General features: G+C 68.5%; 15 protein-coding genes. 5 read left to right on the forward strand and 10 right to left on the reverse strand.

The annotated features are described in order from the left end of the window. Nucleotides 1-7: 7 nt before the first annotated feature. The 9 genes from purH to BMZ19_RS02800 form a co-directional block, all read right to left on the reverse strand. Entirely contained in the window at nucleotides 8-1,615 is a 1,608-nt protein-coding gene (gene purH, locus BMZ19_RS02760) for a bifunctional phosphoribosylaminoimidazolecarboxamide formyltransferase/IMP cyclohydrolase (RefSeq protein ID WP_090306547.1), read from the reverse strand. A 70-nt stretch (nucleotides 1,616-1,685) separates the two neighbouring features. Continuing rightward, on the reverse strand, nucleotides 1,686-2,006 hold the full coding sequence (gene fis / locus BMZ19_RS02765) for a DNA-binding transcriptional regulator Fis (RefSeq protein ID WP_090306550.1): 321 nt from the start codon (nucleotides 2,004-2,006) through the stop codon (nucleotides 1,686-1,688). After that, entirely contained in the window at nucleotides 2,003-3,001 is a 999-nt protein-coding gene (dusB, locus tag BMZ19_RS02770; protein WP_090306553.1) for a tRNA dihydrouridine synthase DusB, read from the reverse strand. Before dusB ends, fis begins: the two co-directional genes overlap by 4 nt. A gap of 116 nt (nucleotides 3,002-3,117) precedes the next feature. Further along, nucleotides 3,118-4,545: a DUF3426 domain-containing protein gene (locus BMZ19_RS02775; protein WP_090306555.1), complete on the reverse strand. Its 1,428-nt coding sequence runs from the start codon at nucleotides 4,543-4,545 to the stop codon at nucleotides 3,118-3,120. Between the two features lie 76 nt (nucleotides 4,546-4,621). After that, entirely contained in the window at nucleotides 4,622-5,500 is an 879-nt protein-coding gene (gene prmA, locus BMZ19_RS02780; RefSeq protein ID WP_090306558.1) for a 50S ribosomal protein L11 methyltransferase, read from the reverse strand. Nucleotides 5,501-5,708: 208 nt separating this feature from the next. Further along, on the reverse strand, nucleotides 5,709-7,058 hold the full coding sequence (accC, locus tag BMZ19_RS02785) for an acetyl-CoA carboxylase biotin carboxylase subunit (RefSeq protein WP_090306561.1): 1,350 nt from the start codon (nucleotides 7,056-7,058) through the stop codon (nucleotides 5,709-5,711). A gap of 18 nt (nucleotides 7,059-7,076) precedes the next feature. Then, entirely contained in the window at nucleotides 7,077-7,535 is a 459-nt protein-coding gene (accB, locus tag BMZ19_RS02790; protein ID WP_090306564.1) for an acetyl-CoA carboxylase biotin carboxyl carrier protein, read from the reverse strand. 19 nt (nucleotides 7,536-7,554) lie between these two features. Further along, nucleotides 7,555-7,998 (reverse strand): type II 3-dehydroquinate dehydratase, encoded by a 444-nt coding sequence (gene aroQ, locus BMZ19_RS02795; protein WP_090306566.1) that lies wholly within the window; start codon nucleotides 7,996-7,998, stop codon nucleotides 7,555-7,557. Nucleotides 7,999-8,129: 131 nt separating this feature from the next. After that, nucleotides 8,130-9,929 (reverse strand): protein-disulfide reductase DsbD, encoded by a 1,800-nt coding sequence (locus BMZ19_RS02800; protein WP_090306569.1) that lies wholly within the window; start codon nucleotides 9,927-9,929, stop codon nucleotides 8,130-8,132. Nucleotides 9,930-10,122: 193 nt separating this feature from the next. Here BMZ19_RS02800 and BMZ19_RS02805 point away from each other — a divergent pair, with 193 nt between their 5' ends. The 3 genes from BMZ19_RS02805 (at nucleotide 10,123) to speA (ending at nucleotide 13,577) form a co-directional block, all read left to right on the forward strand. Further along, a complete protein-coding gene (locus BMZ19_RS02805; RefSeq protein ID WP_090306571.1) occupies nucleotides 10,123-11,172 on the forward strand; it encodes a DUF2333 family protein in 1,050 nt (349 codons plus the stop codon). A 10-nt stretch (nucleotides 11,173-11,182) separates the two neighbouring features. Continuing rightward, complete coding sequence (locus BMZ19_RS02810) at nucleotides 11,183-11,554, forward strand: translation initiation factor Sui1 (protein WP_090306574.1); 372 nt, start codon at nucleotides 11,183-11,185, stop codon at nucleotides 11,552-11,554. 118 nt (nucleotides 11,555-11,672) lie between these two features. After that, nucleotides 11,673-13,577 carry an arginine decarboxylase gene (speA, locus tag BMZ19_RS02815; RefSeq protein ID WP_090306577.1) on the forward strand — a complete coding sequence of 635 codons (1,905 nt, stop codon included), beginning with the start codon at nucleotides 11,673-11,675 and terminating at the stop codon, nucleotides 13,575-13,577. Nucleotides 13,578-13,581: 4 nt separating this feature from the next. Here speA and BMZ19_RS02820 read toward each other — a convergent pair whose 3' ends face one another. Continuing rightward, nucleotides 13,582-14,496 carry a histone deacetylase family protein gene (locus BMZ19_RS02820; RefSeq protein WP_090306580.1) on the reverse strand — a complete coding sequence of 305 codons (915 nt, stop codon included), beginning with the start codon at nucleotides 14,494-14,496 and terminating at the stop codon, nucleotides 13,582-13,584. Nucleotides 14,497-14,755: 259 nt separating this feature from the next. Here BMZ19_RS02820 and tesB point away from each other — a divergent pair, with 259 nt between their 5' ends. Both tesB and BMZ19_RS02830 read left to right on the forward strand, forming a co-directional pair. Then, nucleotides 14,756-15,631: an acyl-CoA thioesterase II gene (gene tesB, locus BMZ19_RS02825; protein ID WP_090306582.1), complete on the forward strand. Its 876-nt coding sequence runs from the start codon at nucleotides 14,756-14,758 to the stop codon at nucleotides 15,629-15,631. A gap of 10 nt (nucleotides 15,632-15,641) precedes the next feature. Next, nucleotides 15,642-16,244: an HAD family hydrolase gene (locus tag BMZ19_RS02830; RefSeq protein WP_090306585.1), complete on the forward strand. Its 603-nt coding sequence runs from the start codon at nucleotides 15,642-15,644 to the stop codon at nucleotides 16,242-16,244. Nucleotides 16,245-16,248: the final 4 nt, after the last annotated feature.

Raw genomic sequence — 16,248 nt, forward strand, 5'->3', positions numbered from 1 at the left:
TGCCACCTTAGTGGCGGAAGTGGCGCATGCCGGTGAAGACCATGGCAATGCCGGCTTCGTCGGCCGCGGCGATCACCTCGGCGTCGCGCATCGAGCCGCCGGGCTGGATCACCGCGGTGATGCCGGCCTTGGCGGCGTTGTCGATGCCGTCGCGGAACGGGAAGAAGGCGTCGCTGGCCATCACCGCGCCGGGAACCGGCAGGCCGGCGTGCTCGGCCTTGATCGCGGCGATGCGCGCGGAGTTGACGCGGCTCATCTGGCCGGCGCCGACGCCGACGGTCTGGCGGTTCTTGGCGTAGACGATGGCGTTGGACTTGACGAACTTGGCCACCTTCCAGGCGAAGATCAGGTCGTGGATTTCCTGCTCGCTCGGCGCGCGCTGGGTGACTACCTTGAGGTCGGCCTCGGTGATCATGCCGATGTCGCGGCTCTGCACCAGCAGGCCGCCGTTGACGCGCTTGTAGTCCAGACCATTGATGCGCTCGGCCGGCCACTGGCCGCATTCGAGCAGGCGCACGTTGGCCTTGGCGGCGACCACTGCGCGGGCCTCGGCGGACACGCTCGGGGCGATGATCACTTCGACGAACTGGCGCTCGACGATGGCCTTGGCGGTTTCGCCGTCCAGCTCGCGGTTGAAGGCGATGATGCCGCCGAAGGCGGACTCGCTGTCGGTGGCGTAGGCCAGGTCATAGGCCTTGCGGATGCCGCCCTCGTCTTCCGGGACCACGGCGACGCCGCACGGGTTGGCGTGCTTGACGATCACGCAGGCCGGCTTGACGAAGCTCTTCACGCACTCCAGGGCGGCGTCGGTGTCGGCCACGTTGTTGTAGGACAGTTCCTTGCCCTGCAGCTGCTTGGCGGTGGCGATGCTGGCTTCGGCCGGGTTGGCTTCGACGTAGAAGGCCGCGTTCTGGTGCGGGTTCTCGCCGTAGCGCATGTCCTGCGCCTTGATGAACTGGCTGTTGAAGGTGCGCGGGAACTCGCTGCGACCTTCGGTGGACAGGGTCTCGGCGCTCTGGTCGACGGTGCCCAGGTAGTTGGCGATCATGCCGTCGTAGGCGGCGGTGTGCTCGAAGGCCTTGAGGGCCAGGTCGAAGCGCTGGGCGTAGCTCAGGCCGCCGCTCTTCAGCGAGGCGACGATACCGGCGTAGTCGCCGGCGTTGACCACGATGGCGACGTCCTTGTGGTTCTTGGCCGCCGAGCGAACCATGGTCGGGCCGCCGATGTCGATGTTCTCGATGGCGTCCGGCAGGGTGCAACCGGCCTTGGCCACGGTGGCGGCGAACGGGTACAGGTTGACAGCGACCAGGTCGATCGGGGCGATGCCGTGCTCGGCCATCACCGCGCCGTCGAGATCGCGACGGCCGAGGATGCCGCCGTGGATCTTCGGATGCAGGGTCTTCACCCGGCCGTCCATCATTTCCGGGAAGCCGGTGTAGTCGGCCACTTCGACCGCGGCCACGCCGTTTTCGCGCAGCAGCTTGAAGGTGCCGCCGGTGGAGAGGATCTCGACGCCGAGGGCGGCGAGTTCGCGGGCGAAGTCGACGACGCCGGTCTTGTCGGACACGCTGATCAGCGCGCGGCGGACGGGGAGGCGGGTGGTCTGGTCGGTCATCTCGGATTCCATCAGGACAGGATTGGACAGAAGAGGAGGCGGTCGGCCGCCTCCTTTCGAGCGGATAGGGTCAGAGCAGGTCGTACTGCTTGAGCTTCTTGCGCAGGGTGCCGCGGTTCAGGCCGAGCAACTCGGAGGCCTTGGTCTGGTTGCCCTTGACGTAGCGCATCACGGTTTCCAGCAGCGGCGCCTCGACCTCCGACAGCACCAGATTGTAGACGTCGGTCACCGGCTGGCCGTCGAGGTGGGCAAAGTAGTTGTGCAGGGCCTGCTCCACGCTGTCGCGCAGGGTCTGACGCTCCTCGCTGGGGGCGATGAGGTGCTGTTTCAGGTTGGCGTTGTCGCTCACGGCAGTCGTTCCACTCACAAAATTCTCGGTCAGGGTCGTCATGCGGCCGTCCCTCTGCAGATGTCCCTTTGCCTGGCGAAGAAGCCGCGCACCTGCTCGTGCTGGGCGTCTGGACAGTCCAGGCGATTGAAGTCGTTACGAAAATCCCGGGCACCGGGCAGGGTGGCCAGGTACCAGCCGACGTGCTTGCGGGCGATGCGCACGCCCATCACCTCGCCGTAGAAGGCATGCAGCTCGGCCAGGTGCTCGAGGAGGATGCGCTCGACTTCCTCGAGTGACGGCCCGGCCAGCAGTTCGCCGGTCTGCAGGTAGTGGTCGATCTCGCGGAAGATCCACGGCCGGCCCTGGGCGGCGCGGCCGATCATCACCGCGTCGGCGCCGGTGGCGTCGAGCACGGCGCGGGCCTTCTCGGGCGAGTCGATGTCGCCGTTGGCGAACAGCGGCAGGTCGACCGCCTCGCGGATCGCGGCGATGGTGGCGTACTCGGCCTCGCCGCGGTACAGGTCGGCGCGGGTGCGGCCGTGCACAGAGAGGGCGGCGATGCCGGCCTGCTCGGCGATCCGCGCGACGCTCACGCCGTTGCGATTGTCGGGGTCCCAGCCGGTGCGGATCTTCAGGGTCACCGGCACGTCGACGGCAGCGACCACGGCATCGAGGATTTCGCCCACCAGTTTTTCGTCCTTCATCAGGGCGGAGCCGGCGGCCTTGTTGCACACCTTCTTGGCCGGACAACCCATGTTGATATCGATGATCTGTGCGCCCAGTTCGACGTTGCGGCGTGCCGCCTCGGCGAGCATCTGCGCATCGCCACCGGCGATCTGCACCGAGCGCGGCTCGGGATCGCCGTCGTGGAGCATGCGCAGGCGCGATTTGCGGCTGTGCCACAGGCTCACGTCGCTGGTCAGCATCTCGGACACGACCAGGCCGGCGCCGAGACGGCGACACAGTTGGCGGAACGGACGATCGGTGACGCCGGCCATGGGAGCCAGGATCACCCGATTGGGGAGCGTGTAAGGGCCGATGCGAACCACCGACATGGGGTATCCCTGCCGCAGGGGCAAATCAGCTGCTGGAAAAGGGTGGCGATGATACCCGCTCCGCGGGTGCGGTTAAAGACTGTTCTGAGTATTTTTTGAACAGTCGCCGCTATGGCTCAGTCCGGCGAGTGGAAGCCCAGGCTGTAGTTCACCGCGTGGGTGCCGGGGTCGACGATCTCCAGGGAGATGTGGATCGGCGTCTGTGGCGGCATGTCGGTGCGCCCGGCCAGCTCGCCGGCGAGGTACTCGCCGGGCTTGAAGCTGCGCCTGGCCAGCGGCTGGCCGTTGATGTCCTCGAAGCGCAGCTCGAGCAGCGGGAACGGCTGGCTGAAGGTGGCGCGGTTGTAGATGATCGCGTCCACGGTCAGCGCGCCGGGATGGGTCGGGTGGTTGCGCACGGTCAGGTTGCTGCTCTTCACCAGGCTGACGTCGACCCGCGGCGGCAGGCTGCAGCCGAGCAGCGGGCAGACCTTGTCGAACCAGGGGCGCAGGCGATCGTCGCGGGCCAGCTCGTCGAAGTGGTAGTAGACGTACTGGCCGGCCAGGCCGCCGAGGGCGAGGAGGATCAGCAGCAGCCAGAGCAGGCGGCGGGCCCAGCCCGGACCCTGCTGCGGTTGCCAGTCGAGCTGCAGCGGTTCGTCGTTGAGGCTGAGCAGGCCCTCGTCGCGCAGGCGCGGTTCGCTGCGCCGCGCGCTGCCGGCAGCGGCTGCCGCGCCGAGGCTGGCGGCCGCGGCGCTGACGGTGATCGGCTCGTCGCGCTCGGCGCTGAGGCCGGTGTCGACGTGGCGCGCGGCTTCCTCGGCGTCATCGGCGAATTCGACGAGGTCCTCGCTGCCGTTGTCCATTTCCAGCGGCAGCTCGTCGTCGAGGCTGGGCTCGGCGCGTCGGCCGCCCGGCTCGCTCGTCGGGGTCTTGGCCTCCGGCTGGTCGTTGAGCAGGGCTTCGACCCAGCTTTCGTCGTGGGGATCGCGCCGGCTGTCCGGTGCATCGCCGAAGGGGTTGAGCAGCGGGTTCTCCGGCGGCTGGTAGTCGCGGAACTCGCTGCTCAGCTCGAAGCTGGCCCGGTCGAGCTCCTCGTCGAGGTCGAGATCGAGGTCGTCGAGGTCGAGATCGTCGTGGATCCACAGGGTGCCGTCGGCCGGTGCCGGTGCCGGTGCGGCAGGGGCGGCGGCCGGGGGGGCGTCGTCGGTCGGCAGGGGCGGCGCGGGCTGGTAGCCGGCCGGCTGGAAGTGTTCGCTGTCATCCTGGTCTAGCGTGCTGCCGGCCAGGGTACTCGCCGCGCCGCCAGCCAGGGCGCCGCCCATGGCTGCGCGCACGTCGCTCGCCGCGACCGCAGCCGCTACCGCGCTGTCCGGCGTGCGTGTCTCGGTGCCCGGCGCCTCGGCCGGGCTGGCCGCGAGTTCGCCAGCCAGCTGCTCGGCGGCGTTGAACACCTGCAGGCAGGCGCCGCAGCGCACGGCACCACGGGCCATGCCCAACTGCGCGGGGGTGACGCGGAAGCGGGTCTGGCAGTGCGGACATTGGGTGACGAACGACTCGGTCATGCTGCGGCAATCCGGAACAGGTCAGATGCTCATTCTAGCGCAGCCGGAGCGCTCCGACTGCGCCTCGCGCGAGGGGTCAGCGGCGCACGCCGCTGATGCGTACCCAGCCTTCCTTCACCGCGGTGGGGTCGAGGTCGAAGGCGTCGGCGTAGGCGGCGCGCACTTCCTCGGCCTGTTCGGCGAGGATGCCGGACAGCGCCAGGCGGCCGCCCGGCTTGACCAGCGTGGTGATCTGCGGCGCCAGCTGCACCAGCGGGCCGGCGAGGATGTTGGCCACCACCACGTCGACCGGCTGCGGCGGCAGGTCGGCCGGCAGGTAGACCGGGAAGGCGTCGGCCGGCAGGCCGTTGCGCCCGGCGTTGTCGCGCGAGGCGTCCAGCGCCTGCGGGTCGATGTCGGTGCCCAGCGCCGATTCGGCGCCGAGCAGCAGGGCGGCGATGCCGAGGATGCCCGAGCCGCAGCCGAAGTCGAGTACCCGGCAGCCGCTCAGTTCCTGGCCGTCCAGCCACTCCAGGCACAGTGCGGTGGTCGGGTGGGTGCCGGTGCCGAAGGCCAGGCCCGGGTCGAGCAGCAGGTTGACCGCGTCCGGCTCCGGCGCCTCGTGCCAGCTAGGTACGATCCACAGGCGGCGACCGAAGCGCATCGGTTGGAAGTTGTCCATCCAGCTGCGTTCCCAGTCCTGGTCCTCGATGCGCTCGACCTGGTACTCGGGCAGTTCGCCGCCACGCTGCAGCCTGAGGTGGGCGAGCACCGCGTCGGTGTCGGTGCCGTCCTCGAACAGGGCGAGCAGATGGGTGTGGGTCCACAGCGGGGTGGTGCCCAGGTCCGGCTCGAAGATCGGCTGGTCCTCGGCGTCCATGAAGGTCACCGAGACCGCGCCCAGCTCCAGCAACTGGTCTTCCAGCACGGCGGCCTGGTGGGGAGTGATGGCGAGTCGGACTTGCAGCCAGGGCATGGCGGAGGCCTCTTGGAGAGTAGGGCGGATGGTGGGCAAGCTTACTGGAGGGGCGGGTGCTGTGCCAGCATGAGGGCAGCCCGCTGTAGGGGCGAATTCATTCGCCTGACAGAGCCGCGTTGGCGAATGAATTCGCCCCTACAGCAATGTCCCGTGAAACGACAGAGGCCGCCCGAAGGCGGCCTCTGTGCAAGCGCCGAGCCGGAGCTCAGTGCTTGTCCATACCCAGTTTCTTTTCCAGGTAGTGGATGTTGACGCCACCCTTGCAGAAACCGGCATCGCGCACCAGTTCGGCGTGCAGCGGGGCGTTGGTCTTGATGCCGTCGACGATCAGCTCGTCGAGGGCATTGCGCATGCGCCCCAGGGCCTCGTCGCGGCTGGCGCCGAAGGTGATCAGCTTGCCGATCAGCGAATCGTAGTACGGCGGCACCACATAGCCGTCATACAGGTGCGAGTCGACGCGCACGCCGTTGCCGCCCGGGGCATGGAAGTGCTTGACCTTGCCGGGGCTGGGCATGAAGGTGCGCGGGTCTTCGGCGTTGATCCGGCATTCCACCGCGTGGCCGCGGATCACCACGTCTTCCTGCTTGATCGACAGCTTCTCGCCGCCGGAAATGCGCAGCATCTCCTTGACGATGTCGACGCCGGTGACCATCTCGGTGACCGGGTGTTCCACCTGCACGCGGGTGTTCATCTCGATGAAGTAGAAGTGCCCGTCTTCATAGAGGAACTCGAAGGTGCCGGCGCCACGGTAGTTGATGTCGATGCACGCCTGCACGCAGTGGGCCTGGACCTTGCGGCGGGCGGCCTCGTCGATCAGCGGGGCGGGGGCTTCCTCGATCACCTTCTGGTGGCGGCGCTGCAGCGAGCAGTCGCGATCGCCGAGGTGGATGGCGTTGCCCTGGCCGTCGGCGAGCACCTGGATTTCCACGTGACGCGGATTGGTCAGGAACTTCTCGAGGTAGACCATCGGGTTGCCGAAGGCGGCACCGGCTTCGGTGCGGGTCAGCTTGGCCGAGGCGATCAGATCCTCTTCCTTGTGCACCACGCGCATGCCGCGACCACCACCGCCACCGGCGGCCTTGATGATCACCGGGTAGCCGACCTGGCGGGCGATCTCCAGGGCTTCGGCCTCGTCTTCCGGCAGCGGGCCGTCGGAGCCGGGCACGGTCGGCACGCCGGCCGCCTTCATGGCGTCCTTGGCCGACACCTTGTCGCCCATCAGGCGGATCACGTCGGCGGTCGGGCCGATGAAGGCGAAACCGGACTTCTCCACCTGCTCGGCGAAGTCGGCGTTCTCGGCGAGGAAGCCGTAGCCGGGGTGGATGCCGTCGGCGCCGGTGACCTCGGCCGCGGCGATGATCGCCGGGATGCTCAGGTACGACTGGCTCGCGGACGCCGGGCCGATGCACACGGATTCATCGGCGAGGGAGACGTGCATCAGGTCGCGGTCGGCAGTCGAGTGCACAGCCACGGTCTTGATGCCCAGTTCCTTGCACGCGCGCAGCACGCGCAGGGCGATCTCGCCGCGGTTGGCAATCAGGACTTTTTGCAACATCGCAGGAATCTCCGCGTGTTAGACGATGGTGAACAGCGGCTGGTCGAATTCGACCGGATGGCCGTTTTCCACCAGGATCGAGCCGATGGTACCGCTGGCTTCGGCCTCGATGTGGTTCATCATCTTCATCGCTTCGACGATGCACAGGATGTCGCCCTTCTTCACGGCCTGGCCGACTTCGACGAACGAGGCGGAGGTCGGCGAGGAGGCGCGGTAGAAGGTGCCGACCATCGGCGAGCGCACCACGTGGCCGCTCAGCGCCGGGGCAGCCGGGGCGGCGGCAGCGGCCGGAGCGGCAACCGGGGCAGCGGCCGGAGCCGGAGCCGGCGCCGGGGCGTACATCGGCTGGGCGGCGTACTGCGGCTGCTTGCTGTGGCGGCTGATACGTACCGACTCTTCGCCTTCACAGATTTCCAGCTCGTCGATACCGGACTCTTCCAGCAGTTCGATCAGCTTCTTGACTTTACGAATGTCCATCAGGGCGCTCCAAAAGAGGTCAGGGGCGTTGCAGTTGTTCGAGTGCGGCTTCCAGTGCCAGGCGGTAACCGCTGGCGCCGAGCCCGCAGATCACGCCTACCGCTACATCGGAGAAGTAGGAGTGATGGCGAAAGGGTTCGCGCTTGTGCACGTTCGACAGGTGAACTTCGATGAATGGGATGCTCACCGCCAGCAATGCGTCACGCAATGCGACGCTGGTATGGGTAAAAGCGGCCGGGTTGATGATGATGAAGTCGACACCTTCGCCGCGCGCGGCGTGGATGCGCTCGATCAGTTCGTACTCGGCATTGCTCTGCAGGTGCTGCAGGTGATGGCCGGCGGCACGGGCACGGGCCTCCAGATCGCTGTTGATGTCGGCGAGCGTGGTGGCGCCGTAGACGCCCGGCTCGCGGGTGCCCAGCAGGTTCAGGTTGGGGCCGTGCAGAACCAGGAAGGTGGCCATGCGTGCGTCCTGTCAGCGAGAGGTTCGGAAAAAGCTGCCGGAATATGCCGGAAAAACCGACCGCCTGTCCAGCAGCCGATTTTTTGCCGTAGATGGCCGCATGATGGCTGACGATGACCGGAGACGCCCGTTCAGAAGCGCTGCGCCGCCTTTTCCAGCACCGTTGCGAAGTGGGCTGCGTCGGTTTCGCCGATCACCCGCAGGTCCTGCCACTCGCTGCCGTCGGCGGCGAACAGCAGCAGCGCCGGCGGACCGAACAGGCGGTAGCGGTCGAGCAGGGCGCGCTGATCGGCACGGCTTTCCGTCATGTCGAAGCGCACCAGGCGCCAGGCGGCCAGCTGCGGGGCGACGGCCGGCGCCTGCAGCACCTCGCGCTCGATCACCTTGCAGCTGATGCACCAGTCGGCATACCAGTCGAGCAGCAGCGGCTGGCCGGCCGCCCTTGCTGCGGCGAAGGCGGCGTCCAGCTCGGCCGGGGTGCCGATGGTCTGCCAGCCGGCGTGGGTGGCCGGAGCGCCCGCAGGCGTGGTTTGCGCGAGTGCCGGCTGGCCGAACGGGCGCAGCGGATCGACTTCGCCGCGCAGCGCGCCAATCCAGGCGGCCAGCGCATAGACCAGCAGCAGCAGGCCGAACAGCTGGGCCAGGCGCTGGCGGTGGGTCTTGGGCACCATTTCCAGCGCGCCGAGGTTGAGCGCCACGCCGCCGGCCAGCAGGCCCCACAGCGCCAGGCTGAGCTGGCCGGGCAGGATGCGCTCGAGCAGCCAGATCGCCACGGCAAGCAGCAGCACGCCGAAGGTGTTGCGCACCGTGACCATCCACACCCCGGCGCGGGGCAGCAGGGCATTGCCGCCGCTGGCGAACAGCACCAGCGGCGCACCCATGCCCAGGCCCAGGGCGAACAGCTTGAGGCCGCCGCCGAGGGCATCGCCGCTGGCGCTGATATACAGCAGGGCGCCGGCCAGCGGCGCCGACACGCAGGGCGACACCAGCAGGCTGGAGAACACGCCGAGCAGCGCCGCGCCGAGCAGCGAGCCGCCGCGGGCGTGGCCGGCCATGCGGTCCAGCGGCTCGCGGACGAAGGCCGGCAAGCGCAGCTCGTAGACACCGAACATGGCCAGGGCGAACAGGGCGAAGAACAGCGCGAAGGGCGCCAGCACCCAGGGCGACTGCAAGCGCGCCTGCAGGTTGAGTTCGGCGCCGAACAGGCCCATCAGTGCGCCGAGCACGGCGAAGCAGGCGGCCATCGGCAGCACGTAGGCCAGCGACAGCAGCAGCCCGCGGCTGCCGCCGATCTGCCCGCGCAGCACCACGCCGGAAAGGATCGGCAGCATCGGCAGCACGCAGGGGGTGAAAGTCAGGCCGAGGCCGGCGAGGAAGAACAGCGCCAGTTCGCTCCACTGCCAGGCCGTTGCGCCGCTGGCGGCAGCGGGCGCTGTGCTGGTGGAGTTGGCCGCGGCGGGGGCAGCAGCGCCGTCGATGGCCAGTACGGCGGTTTCCGGCGGATAGCACAGGCCCTGATCGGCGCAGCCCTGGTAGCTCACCCGCAGGCTGAAGGCCTGGCCGGACGGGTTGGCGATCGGCACCTCCAGGTCGGTCACCCCGTAGTACACCTCGACATCGCCGAAGTACTCGTCGTGCTTGGCCTGGCCGGCCGGCAGGCCGAGCTCGCCGCCGACCAGGCCGGCCGGCTCGCTATGCACCTGGAAGCGGTGGCGATACAGGTAGTAGCCCTTGGCGTTGACGAAGCGCAGCTTCACCCGCCGCTCTTCCGTCTCGACCAGGCTGAGCTTGAAGGCTTCGGCCACCGGCAGGAAGTCGCCGCTGTTGTTCAGCGCGGCGCCGCCGAGGACCGGGGCCGGACGGCTGTCGAACAGGCCGGCGCTGGCGGGCAGGGTGAACAGCAGCACAAGCAGGAGGAACAGGCGATGCATTGCAGTCTCTCGTTCGGGGAGGCGGGCATGATAGCGGAAAGGCGTGCGTGACCGGACTGCGACAGACTGGCGTGCTTTTCTGCCGACGGTCGGCGCGGGCGTGCTTTTCATGCTTTATAGTGCAAGGCAATGTGCAGTCCGCCGCGCGCGGCTGCCAGCCTGAAATTGTTTCTCGGTGAGTAAGGACGAATCCATGCTGGACTGGAAGAAAAAGGTCGGCGCCATGCGCGACAGTGTCGATGACTCGGTGGAAGGCGCGAGCAGCTACTTCGGCGGCATCTGGGCCAGCCGGGCGGTCGGCAGCGTGGTCGGGGTGTACCTGCTCGGCGCTCTGGTGGTCGGCTGGTACTGGAGCCTCGAGCCCGAGCTGTTCCCGGTGCAGCAGCAGGCCCAGGCCGCGGCGGAACAGGCCCAGATCAAGATGGTGCCCGGCTACACCACGGTGGAGACCCTGAAGAGCGTGACCGGCACCCTGCTCGACAAGTCGGGCGGCTACCTGTCCAACGACATCGCACCGCCGGGGCTGTGGCTGGACAACATGCCCAACTGGGAATACGGCGTGCTGGTGCAGGCGCGCGACCTGGCCCGCGCCCTGCGCAAGGATTTCGCCCGTTCGCAGTCGCAGTCCACCGAGGACGCCGACCTGGCCAAGGCCGAGCCGAAATTCCATTTCGACAGCAACAGCTGGGCGCTGCCGGCCAGCGAGCAGGAGTACCGCGACGCCATCCGCTCGCTGACCCGCTTCCAGAAACGCCTCGGTGATCCCACCCAGACCCAGGCGCAGTTCTACGCCCGCGCCGACAACCTGCGCAACTGGCTGACCGACGTCGAGACCCGCCTCGGTTCGCTGTCCCAGCGCCTGTCGGCCAGCGTCGGCCAGATGCGCCTGAACACCGACGTCAACGGCGCGATTCCCAGCGGCAGCGAGGAGATCGTCAAGACCCCCTGGCTGCAGATCGACAACGTGTTCTACGAGGCCCGCGGCCAGGCCTGGGCTCTGTCGCACTTCCTGCGCGCCATCGAGGTCGACTTCGCCGACGTGCTGGCCAAGAAGAACGCCACGGTCGGCGTGCGGCAGATCATTCGCGAGCTGGAGGCGGCGCAGGAGCCGCTGTGGAGTCCGATGATCCTCAACGGCGACGGCTTCGGCATCCTCGCCAACCACTCGCTGGTGATGGCCAACTACATCTCGCGGGCCAACGCCGCGATCATCGACCTGCGCCAGCTGCTCGAGCAGGGTTGAGGGGACGGACGTGAGCAAGAAGTCTTCCTCCTTCGCCGCCCTCGGCGGCCTGGTCTACTCCACCGACGCCGGCCGGCACTGCCCGGATTGCGGCAAGCCGGTGGGCGAGTGCATCTGCGGCCAGCCGGTGCTCCCCGAGGGCGACGGTGTCGCCCGGGTGCGCCGCGAGAGCAAAGGGCGCGGTGGCAAGACGGTGACCACCATCAGTGGTGTGACGCTGGCCGGCGACGAACTCAAGGAGTTGGCCACGGCGCTGAAGAAGCGTTGCGGTACCGGCGGCGCGCTCAAGGACGGCGTGATCGAGATCCAGGGCGAGCATGTCGAGCTGCTGCTGGCCGAGCTGCACAAGCGCGGCTTCAAGGCGAAGAAATCCGGCGGTTGAGGCTGTTTCTCTGTAGGAGCCAGCCTGCTGGCGATCACGGGGCGCGCATGTATCGCCAGCAAGCTGGCTCCTACCGATCTGGCGGCGGCATCCAACCACGACCAAGGAGAGCAGGGACATGGCAAAAGGCAAGACTGCAAGCAGCGACTGGAGCGTGGCCGACAGCCGCCGGGTCTACGGCATCCGCCACTGGGGCGCCGGCTACTTCGCGATCAACGAGGCCGGCAACGTCGAGGTCCGCCCGCAGGGTCCCGACGGCATGCCCATCGATCTGTACGACCTGGTCGGCCAGCTGCGCGCTTCCGGGCTGTCGCTGCCGCTGCTGGTGCGCTTTCCCGGCATCCTCCAGGATCGCGTGCGCCAGCTCACCGGCGCCTTCGACGCCAATATCGCCCGTCTCGGCTACGGCAACCGCTACACCGCGCTGTACCCGATCAAGGTCAACCAGCAGGAGGCGGTGGTGGAGAACATCATCGCCACCGACAACGTCGCCATCGGCCTGGAGGCCGGCTCCAAGCCCGAGCTGATGGCGGTGCTGGCGCTGGCGCCGAAAGGCGGCACCATCGTCTGCAACGGCTACAAGGACCGCGAGTTCATCCGCCTGGCGCTGATCGGCCAGAAGCTCGGCCACAGCCTGTTCATCGTCATCGAGAAGGAGTCCGAGGTGGCGCTGGTGATCGAGGAGGCCGCTGCCCTCGGCGTCGCCCCGCAGATCGGCCTGCGCGTGCGGCTGTCCTCGCTGGCGTCCTCGAAGTGGGCCGACACCGGTGGCGAGAAGTCCAAGTTCGGCCTGTCCGCCGCCCAGCTGCTGGCGGTGGTCGAGCGCTTCCGCGCCGCCGGCCTCGACCAGGGCATCCGCCTGCTGCACTTCCACATGGGCTCGCAGATCGCCAACATCGCCGACTACCGCAAGGGCTTTCGCGAGGCGATCCGCTACTACGGCGAGCTGCGCGCCCTCGGCCTGCCGGTCGACCACGTCGACGTCGGCGGCGGCCTGGGCGTCGACTACGACGGCACCCACTCGCGCAACGCCAGCTCGATCAACTACGACATGGACGACTACGCCGCCACCGTGGTCGACATGCTCAAGGAGTTCTGCGACCGCCAGGAGCTGCCGCACCCGCACATCTTCTCCGAGAGCGGCCGGGCGATGACCGCCCACCACGCCGTGCTGGTGATGCAGGTCACCGACGTCGAGCGCCACAACGACAGCGTGCCGGCGCTCGATCCGGCGCTGGAGCAGCCGGAGACGCTGCAGGCGCTGATCGACCTGCTCGGCCCGAGCGATCCGGAGATGGTCGCCGAGACCTACTGGCGCGCCACCCACTTCGTCGGCGAGACGGCTGCGCAGTATTCCGCCGGCAAGCTGTCGCTGGCGCAGAAGGCGCTGGCCGAGCAGTGCTACTTCGCCATCTGCCGGCGCCTCTACGACCAGCTGCAGGCGCGCCAGCGCTCGCACCGCGCGGTGCTCGACGAACTCAACGACAAGCTGGCCGACAAGTACATCTGCAACTTCTCGGTGTTCCAGAGCCTGCCGGACACCTGGGCCATCGACCAGATCCTGCCGATCCTGCCGATCCATCGCCTCGACGAGCAGCCGCAGCGCCGCGCGGTGCTGCAGGACCTGACCTGCGACTCCGATGGCAAGATCAAGCACTACGTCGACGAGCAGAGCATCGAGACCAGCCTGCCGGTGCATGCGCTGCGCGAGGGAGAGGACTACCTGCTCGGCGTGTTTCTGGTCGGCGCCTACCAGGAGATCCTCGGCGACATGCACAACCTGTTCGGCGACACCGATTCGGTGAACATCTACCAGCGCGGCGACGGCAGCGTGTTCCACGCCGGCATCGAGACCCACGACACCATCGAGGACATGCTGCGCTATGTGCACCTGGAGCCGGCCGAGCTGATGTCGCTGTACCGCGAGAAGGTCGCCAGCGCCAGCCTCAGCGTCATCGAGCGCACGCGCTTTCTCGACGCCCTGCGCCTGGGGCTGACCCGCTCGTCCTACCTGTCGACCTGAGTCCTCAACCCAGGCCGAACTCGTCCCACACCTGCGCCGCGCTGTGCTGGAGGATGGCGTGGCGGCGGGCCAGCACATGTCGGTCGCGGTCGTAGCCGCCGCCGATCAGCCCGGCCACCGGAATGTCGCGGCCCAGGCAGTGGCGCAGCACCGCCAGGTCGCGGGCGGCGATGCCGGCATCGCTGAGCTGCAGCAGGCCGAGGGCGTCGTCCTTGTGCACGTCCACCCCGGCGTCATAGAGCACCAGGTCGGGCTGGTAGATCTGCAGCAGGTAGCCGAGCAGCTCGTCCACCGTCAGCAGGTAGGCGGCATCGCCCATGCCTGCCGGCAGGTCGATGTCCCAGTCGCTGCGTGCCTTGCTGGCCGGAAAGTTGCGCTCGCAGTGCAACGATACGGTCACCGCGTCGCGGCAGTCTTCCAGCAGGCGCGCGGTGCCGTCGCCCTGGTGCACGTCGCAGTCGAAGATCAGCACCCGGTGCACCCGCCCGCTGGCCAGCAGGTAGCGGGCGATCACCGCCAGGTCGTTGAAGATGCAGAAGCCGGAGGGATGGTCGTAGTGGGCATGGTGGGTGCCGCCGGCCAGGTTGCAGGCCAGGCCATGGGCGAGGGCCAGCTCGGCGGTCAGCAGCGAGCCGCCCACCGCGCGTACCGTGCGTCGCGCCAGCGCCTCGCTCCACGGCAGGCCGAGGCGGCGTTGCTCGCCCGGCGGCAGCTCGCCGGCTAGGTAGCGCTCGATGTAGGCCGGGTCGTGGGCCAGGGCGAGGATGTCCGCCGGACACAGCTCGGGCGCGTGGTAATCCGCGGCCAACGCCGAATCGCGCAGATGCTCGCGGAGCAGACGGAACTTTTCCATGGGAAAGCGGTGTCCGGCCGGAAACGGCGGGCTGTAGTCGTCGTGATAGACCAGGGGCAGCAGCATGATCGGCAGGCGGGCGAAGAGTGAGCCGCCATTATGCGCCGTGCTGCGCCGAACGGCAGGGTGTCAGACGGCATGCCAGCGGTTACGCTCTGGCAGCCGGCGCGGCACAAAGTGCTCGGCAGCGCCGGTATAAAGCCTTTACCATTTCGTCAACTGCCTGCGCGGCGGCGTTCCTCTTCGCCGTCCGCCGGGCCCTTGTTCAATAGCGTCGGCCGGCGCCTGCGCGCGACCGCCCTGCCGAGCCTGAAGGAGAGACCGCATGACCCAAGTGCTCGACGAGCTGGTGGCCCTGCTCAGCCTGGAAACCATCGAGGAAAACCTGTTTCGCGGCGTCAGCCAGGATCTCGGCTTTCGCCAGCTGTTCGGCGGTCAGGTGATCGGCCAGTCGCTGTCGGCGGCCAGCCAGACGGTCGCGGTCGACCGGCACATGCACTCGATGCACGCCTACTTCCTGCGCCCCGGCGACGCCACCCTGCCGGTGGTCTACGAGGTCGACCGGGTGCGCGACGGCGGCAGCTTTAACACCCGCCGCGTGTTGGCGATCCAGAAGGGCCGGCCGATCTACAGCTGCAGCGTCTCGTTCCAGCAGGATGAGGAGGGCTTCAGTCATCAGACGCCGAGCATGCCCGACGTGCCGGGGCCGGAGGAGCTGGCTTCCGAGCAGGAGCTGAGTCAGGCCACCGGTTTCGAGCGCCCGGAGGGGATGCGCGAGCAGGTGACCGTCGACATGCCGATCGAGATCCGTCCGGTCGATCCCGCCGATGTCGGTCATCCGCAGGCGCGCGCGCCCTTCAAGTACCTGTGGGTGCGCGCCGCCGGCACGCTGCCGGACAACCCGGCGCTGCACAAGTACCTGATGGCCTACGCCAGCGACTTCGGCCTGCTGACCACCGCGCTGCTGCCCCACGGCGTGTCCTTCTGGCAGCGCTCGATGCAGATCGCCAGCCTTGACCATTCGCTGTGGTTCCACCGCAACGACGTGCGCGCCGACGAGTGGATGCTCTACGCCCTGGACAGCCCTTGGGCCGGCAACGGCCGCGGCTTCACCCGCGGCAACATCTTCAACCGCGCCGGTGAGCTGCTCGCCTCGGTGGCCCAGGAAGGCCTGATCCGCCACCGTGCCGACTGGGCCTGAGGCCGTGGCCATGTCCAGTGGGACCGCCCTGGCGCAGCTGCGCCACTGGGTGTTCGACATGGACGGCACCCTGACCATCGCCGTGCACGACTTCGCGGCGATCCGCCGGGCGCTGGAAATTCCGCCGCAGGACGACATCCTCGCCCATCTCGCCGCCCTGCCGGTGGCGGAGGCCGCCGCCAAACATGCCTGGCTGCTGGCCCACGAGCGCCAACTGGCCGAGGCGGCGCGCCCGGCGCCGGGCGCCTGCGAGCTGGTGCGCGCGCTGCACGGGCGCGGCTGCCGGCTGGGCATCCTCACCCGCAACGCCCGGCCGCTGGCGCTGGTCACCCTCGAGGCCATCGGCCTGTTCGACTGCTTCGTGGTCGACGACGTTCTCGGCCGCGACGAGGCGCCGCCCAAGCCGCAGCCGCACGGCCTGTTGCAGTTGGCGTCACGCTGGGCGGTGGCGCCGGGCGAGCTGGCGATGGTCGGCGACTTCGTCCACGACCTGAGCTGCGCGCGGGCCGCCGGGGCGCGCAGCGTGCTGGTCAACCATCCGGAAAATCCCTGGCCGGAGCTCACCGATCTCTACGCCCGCGACTGCGCCGAGCTGCAGCGCCTGCTCGGCTGAGCGG

This window comes from Pseudomonas linyingensis, from assembly GCF_900109175.1.
In the GTDB taxonomy this organism is placed as follows: Bacteria; Pseudomonadota; Gammaproteobacteria; order Pseudomonadales; family Pseudomonadaceae; genus Geopseudomonas; species Geopseudomonas linyingensis.

Bases quoted from the DNA above. Each gene is read 5' to 3' on its own strand.
- purH (WP_090306547.1), bottom strand. From the start codon at position 1,615: ATGACCGACCAGACCACCCGCCTCCCCGTCCGCCGCGCGCTGATCAGC.
- fis (WP_090306550.1), bottom strand. From the start codon at position 2,006: ATGACGACCCTGACCGAGAATTTTGTGAGTGGAACGACTGCCGTGAGC.
- dusB (WP_090306553.1), bottom strand. From the start codon at position 3,001: ATGTCGGTGGTTCGCATCGGCCCTTACACGCTCCCCAATCGGGTGATC.
- BMZ19_RS02775 (WP_090306555.1), bottom strand. From the start codon at position 4,545: ATGACCGAGTCGTTCGTCACCCAATGTCCGCACTGCCAGACCCGCTTC.
- prmA (WP_090306558.1), bottom strand. From the start codon at position 5,500: ATGCCCTGGCTGCAAGTCCGACTCGCCATCACTCCCCACCAGGCCGCC.
- accC (WP_090306561.1), bottom strand. From the start codon at position 7,058: ATGTTGCAAAAAGTCCTGATTGCCAACCGCGGCGAGATCGCCCTGCGC.
- accB (WP_090306564.1), bottom strand. From the start codon at position 7,535: ATGGACATTCGTAAAGTCAAGAAGCTGATCGAACTGCTGGAAGAGTCC.
- aroQ (WP_090306566.1), bottom strand. From the start codon at position 7,998: ATGGCCACCTTCCTGGTTCTGCACGGCCCCAACCTGAACCTGCTGGGC.
- BMZ19_RS02800 (WP_090306569.1), bottom strand. From the start codon at position 9,929: ATGCATCGCCTGTTCCTCCTGCTTGTGCTGCTGTTCACCCTGCCCGCC.
- BMZ19_RS02805 (WP_090306571.1), top strand. From the start codon at position 10,123: ATGCTGGACTGGAAGAAAAAGGTCGGCGCCATGCGCGACAGTGTCGAT.
- speA (WP_090306577.1), top strand. From the start codon at position 11,673: ATGGCAAAAGGCAAGACTGCAAGCAGCGACTGGAGCGTGGCCGACAGC.
- BMZ19_RS02820 (WP_090306580.1), bottom strand. From the start codon at position 14,496: ATGCTGCTGCCCCTGGTCTATCACGACGACTACAGCCCGCCGTTTCCG.
- tesB (WP_090306582.1), top strand. From the start codon at position 14,756: ATGACCCAAGTGCTCGACGAGCTGGTGGCCCTGCTCAGCCTGGAAACC.
- BMZ19_RS02830 (WP_090306585.1), top strand. From the start codon at position 15,642: ATGTCCAGTGGGACCGCCCTGGCGCAGCTGCGCCACTGGGTGTTCGAC.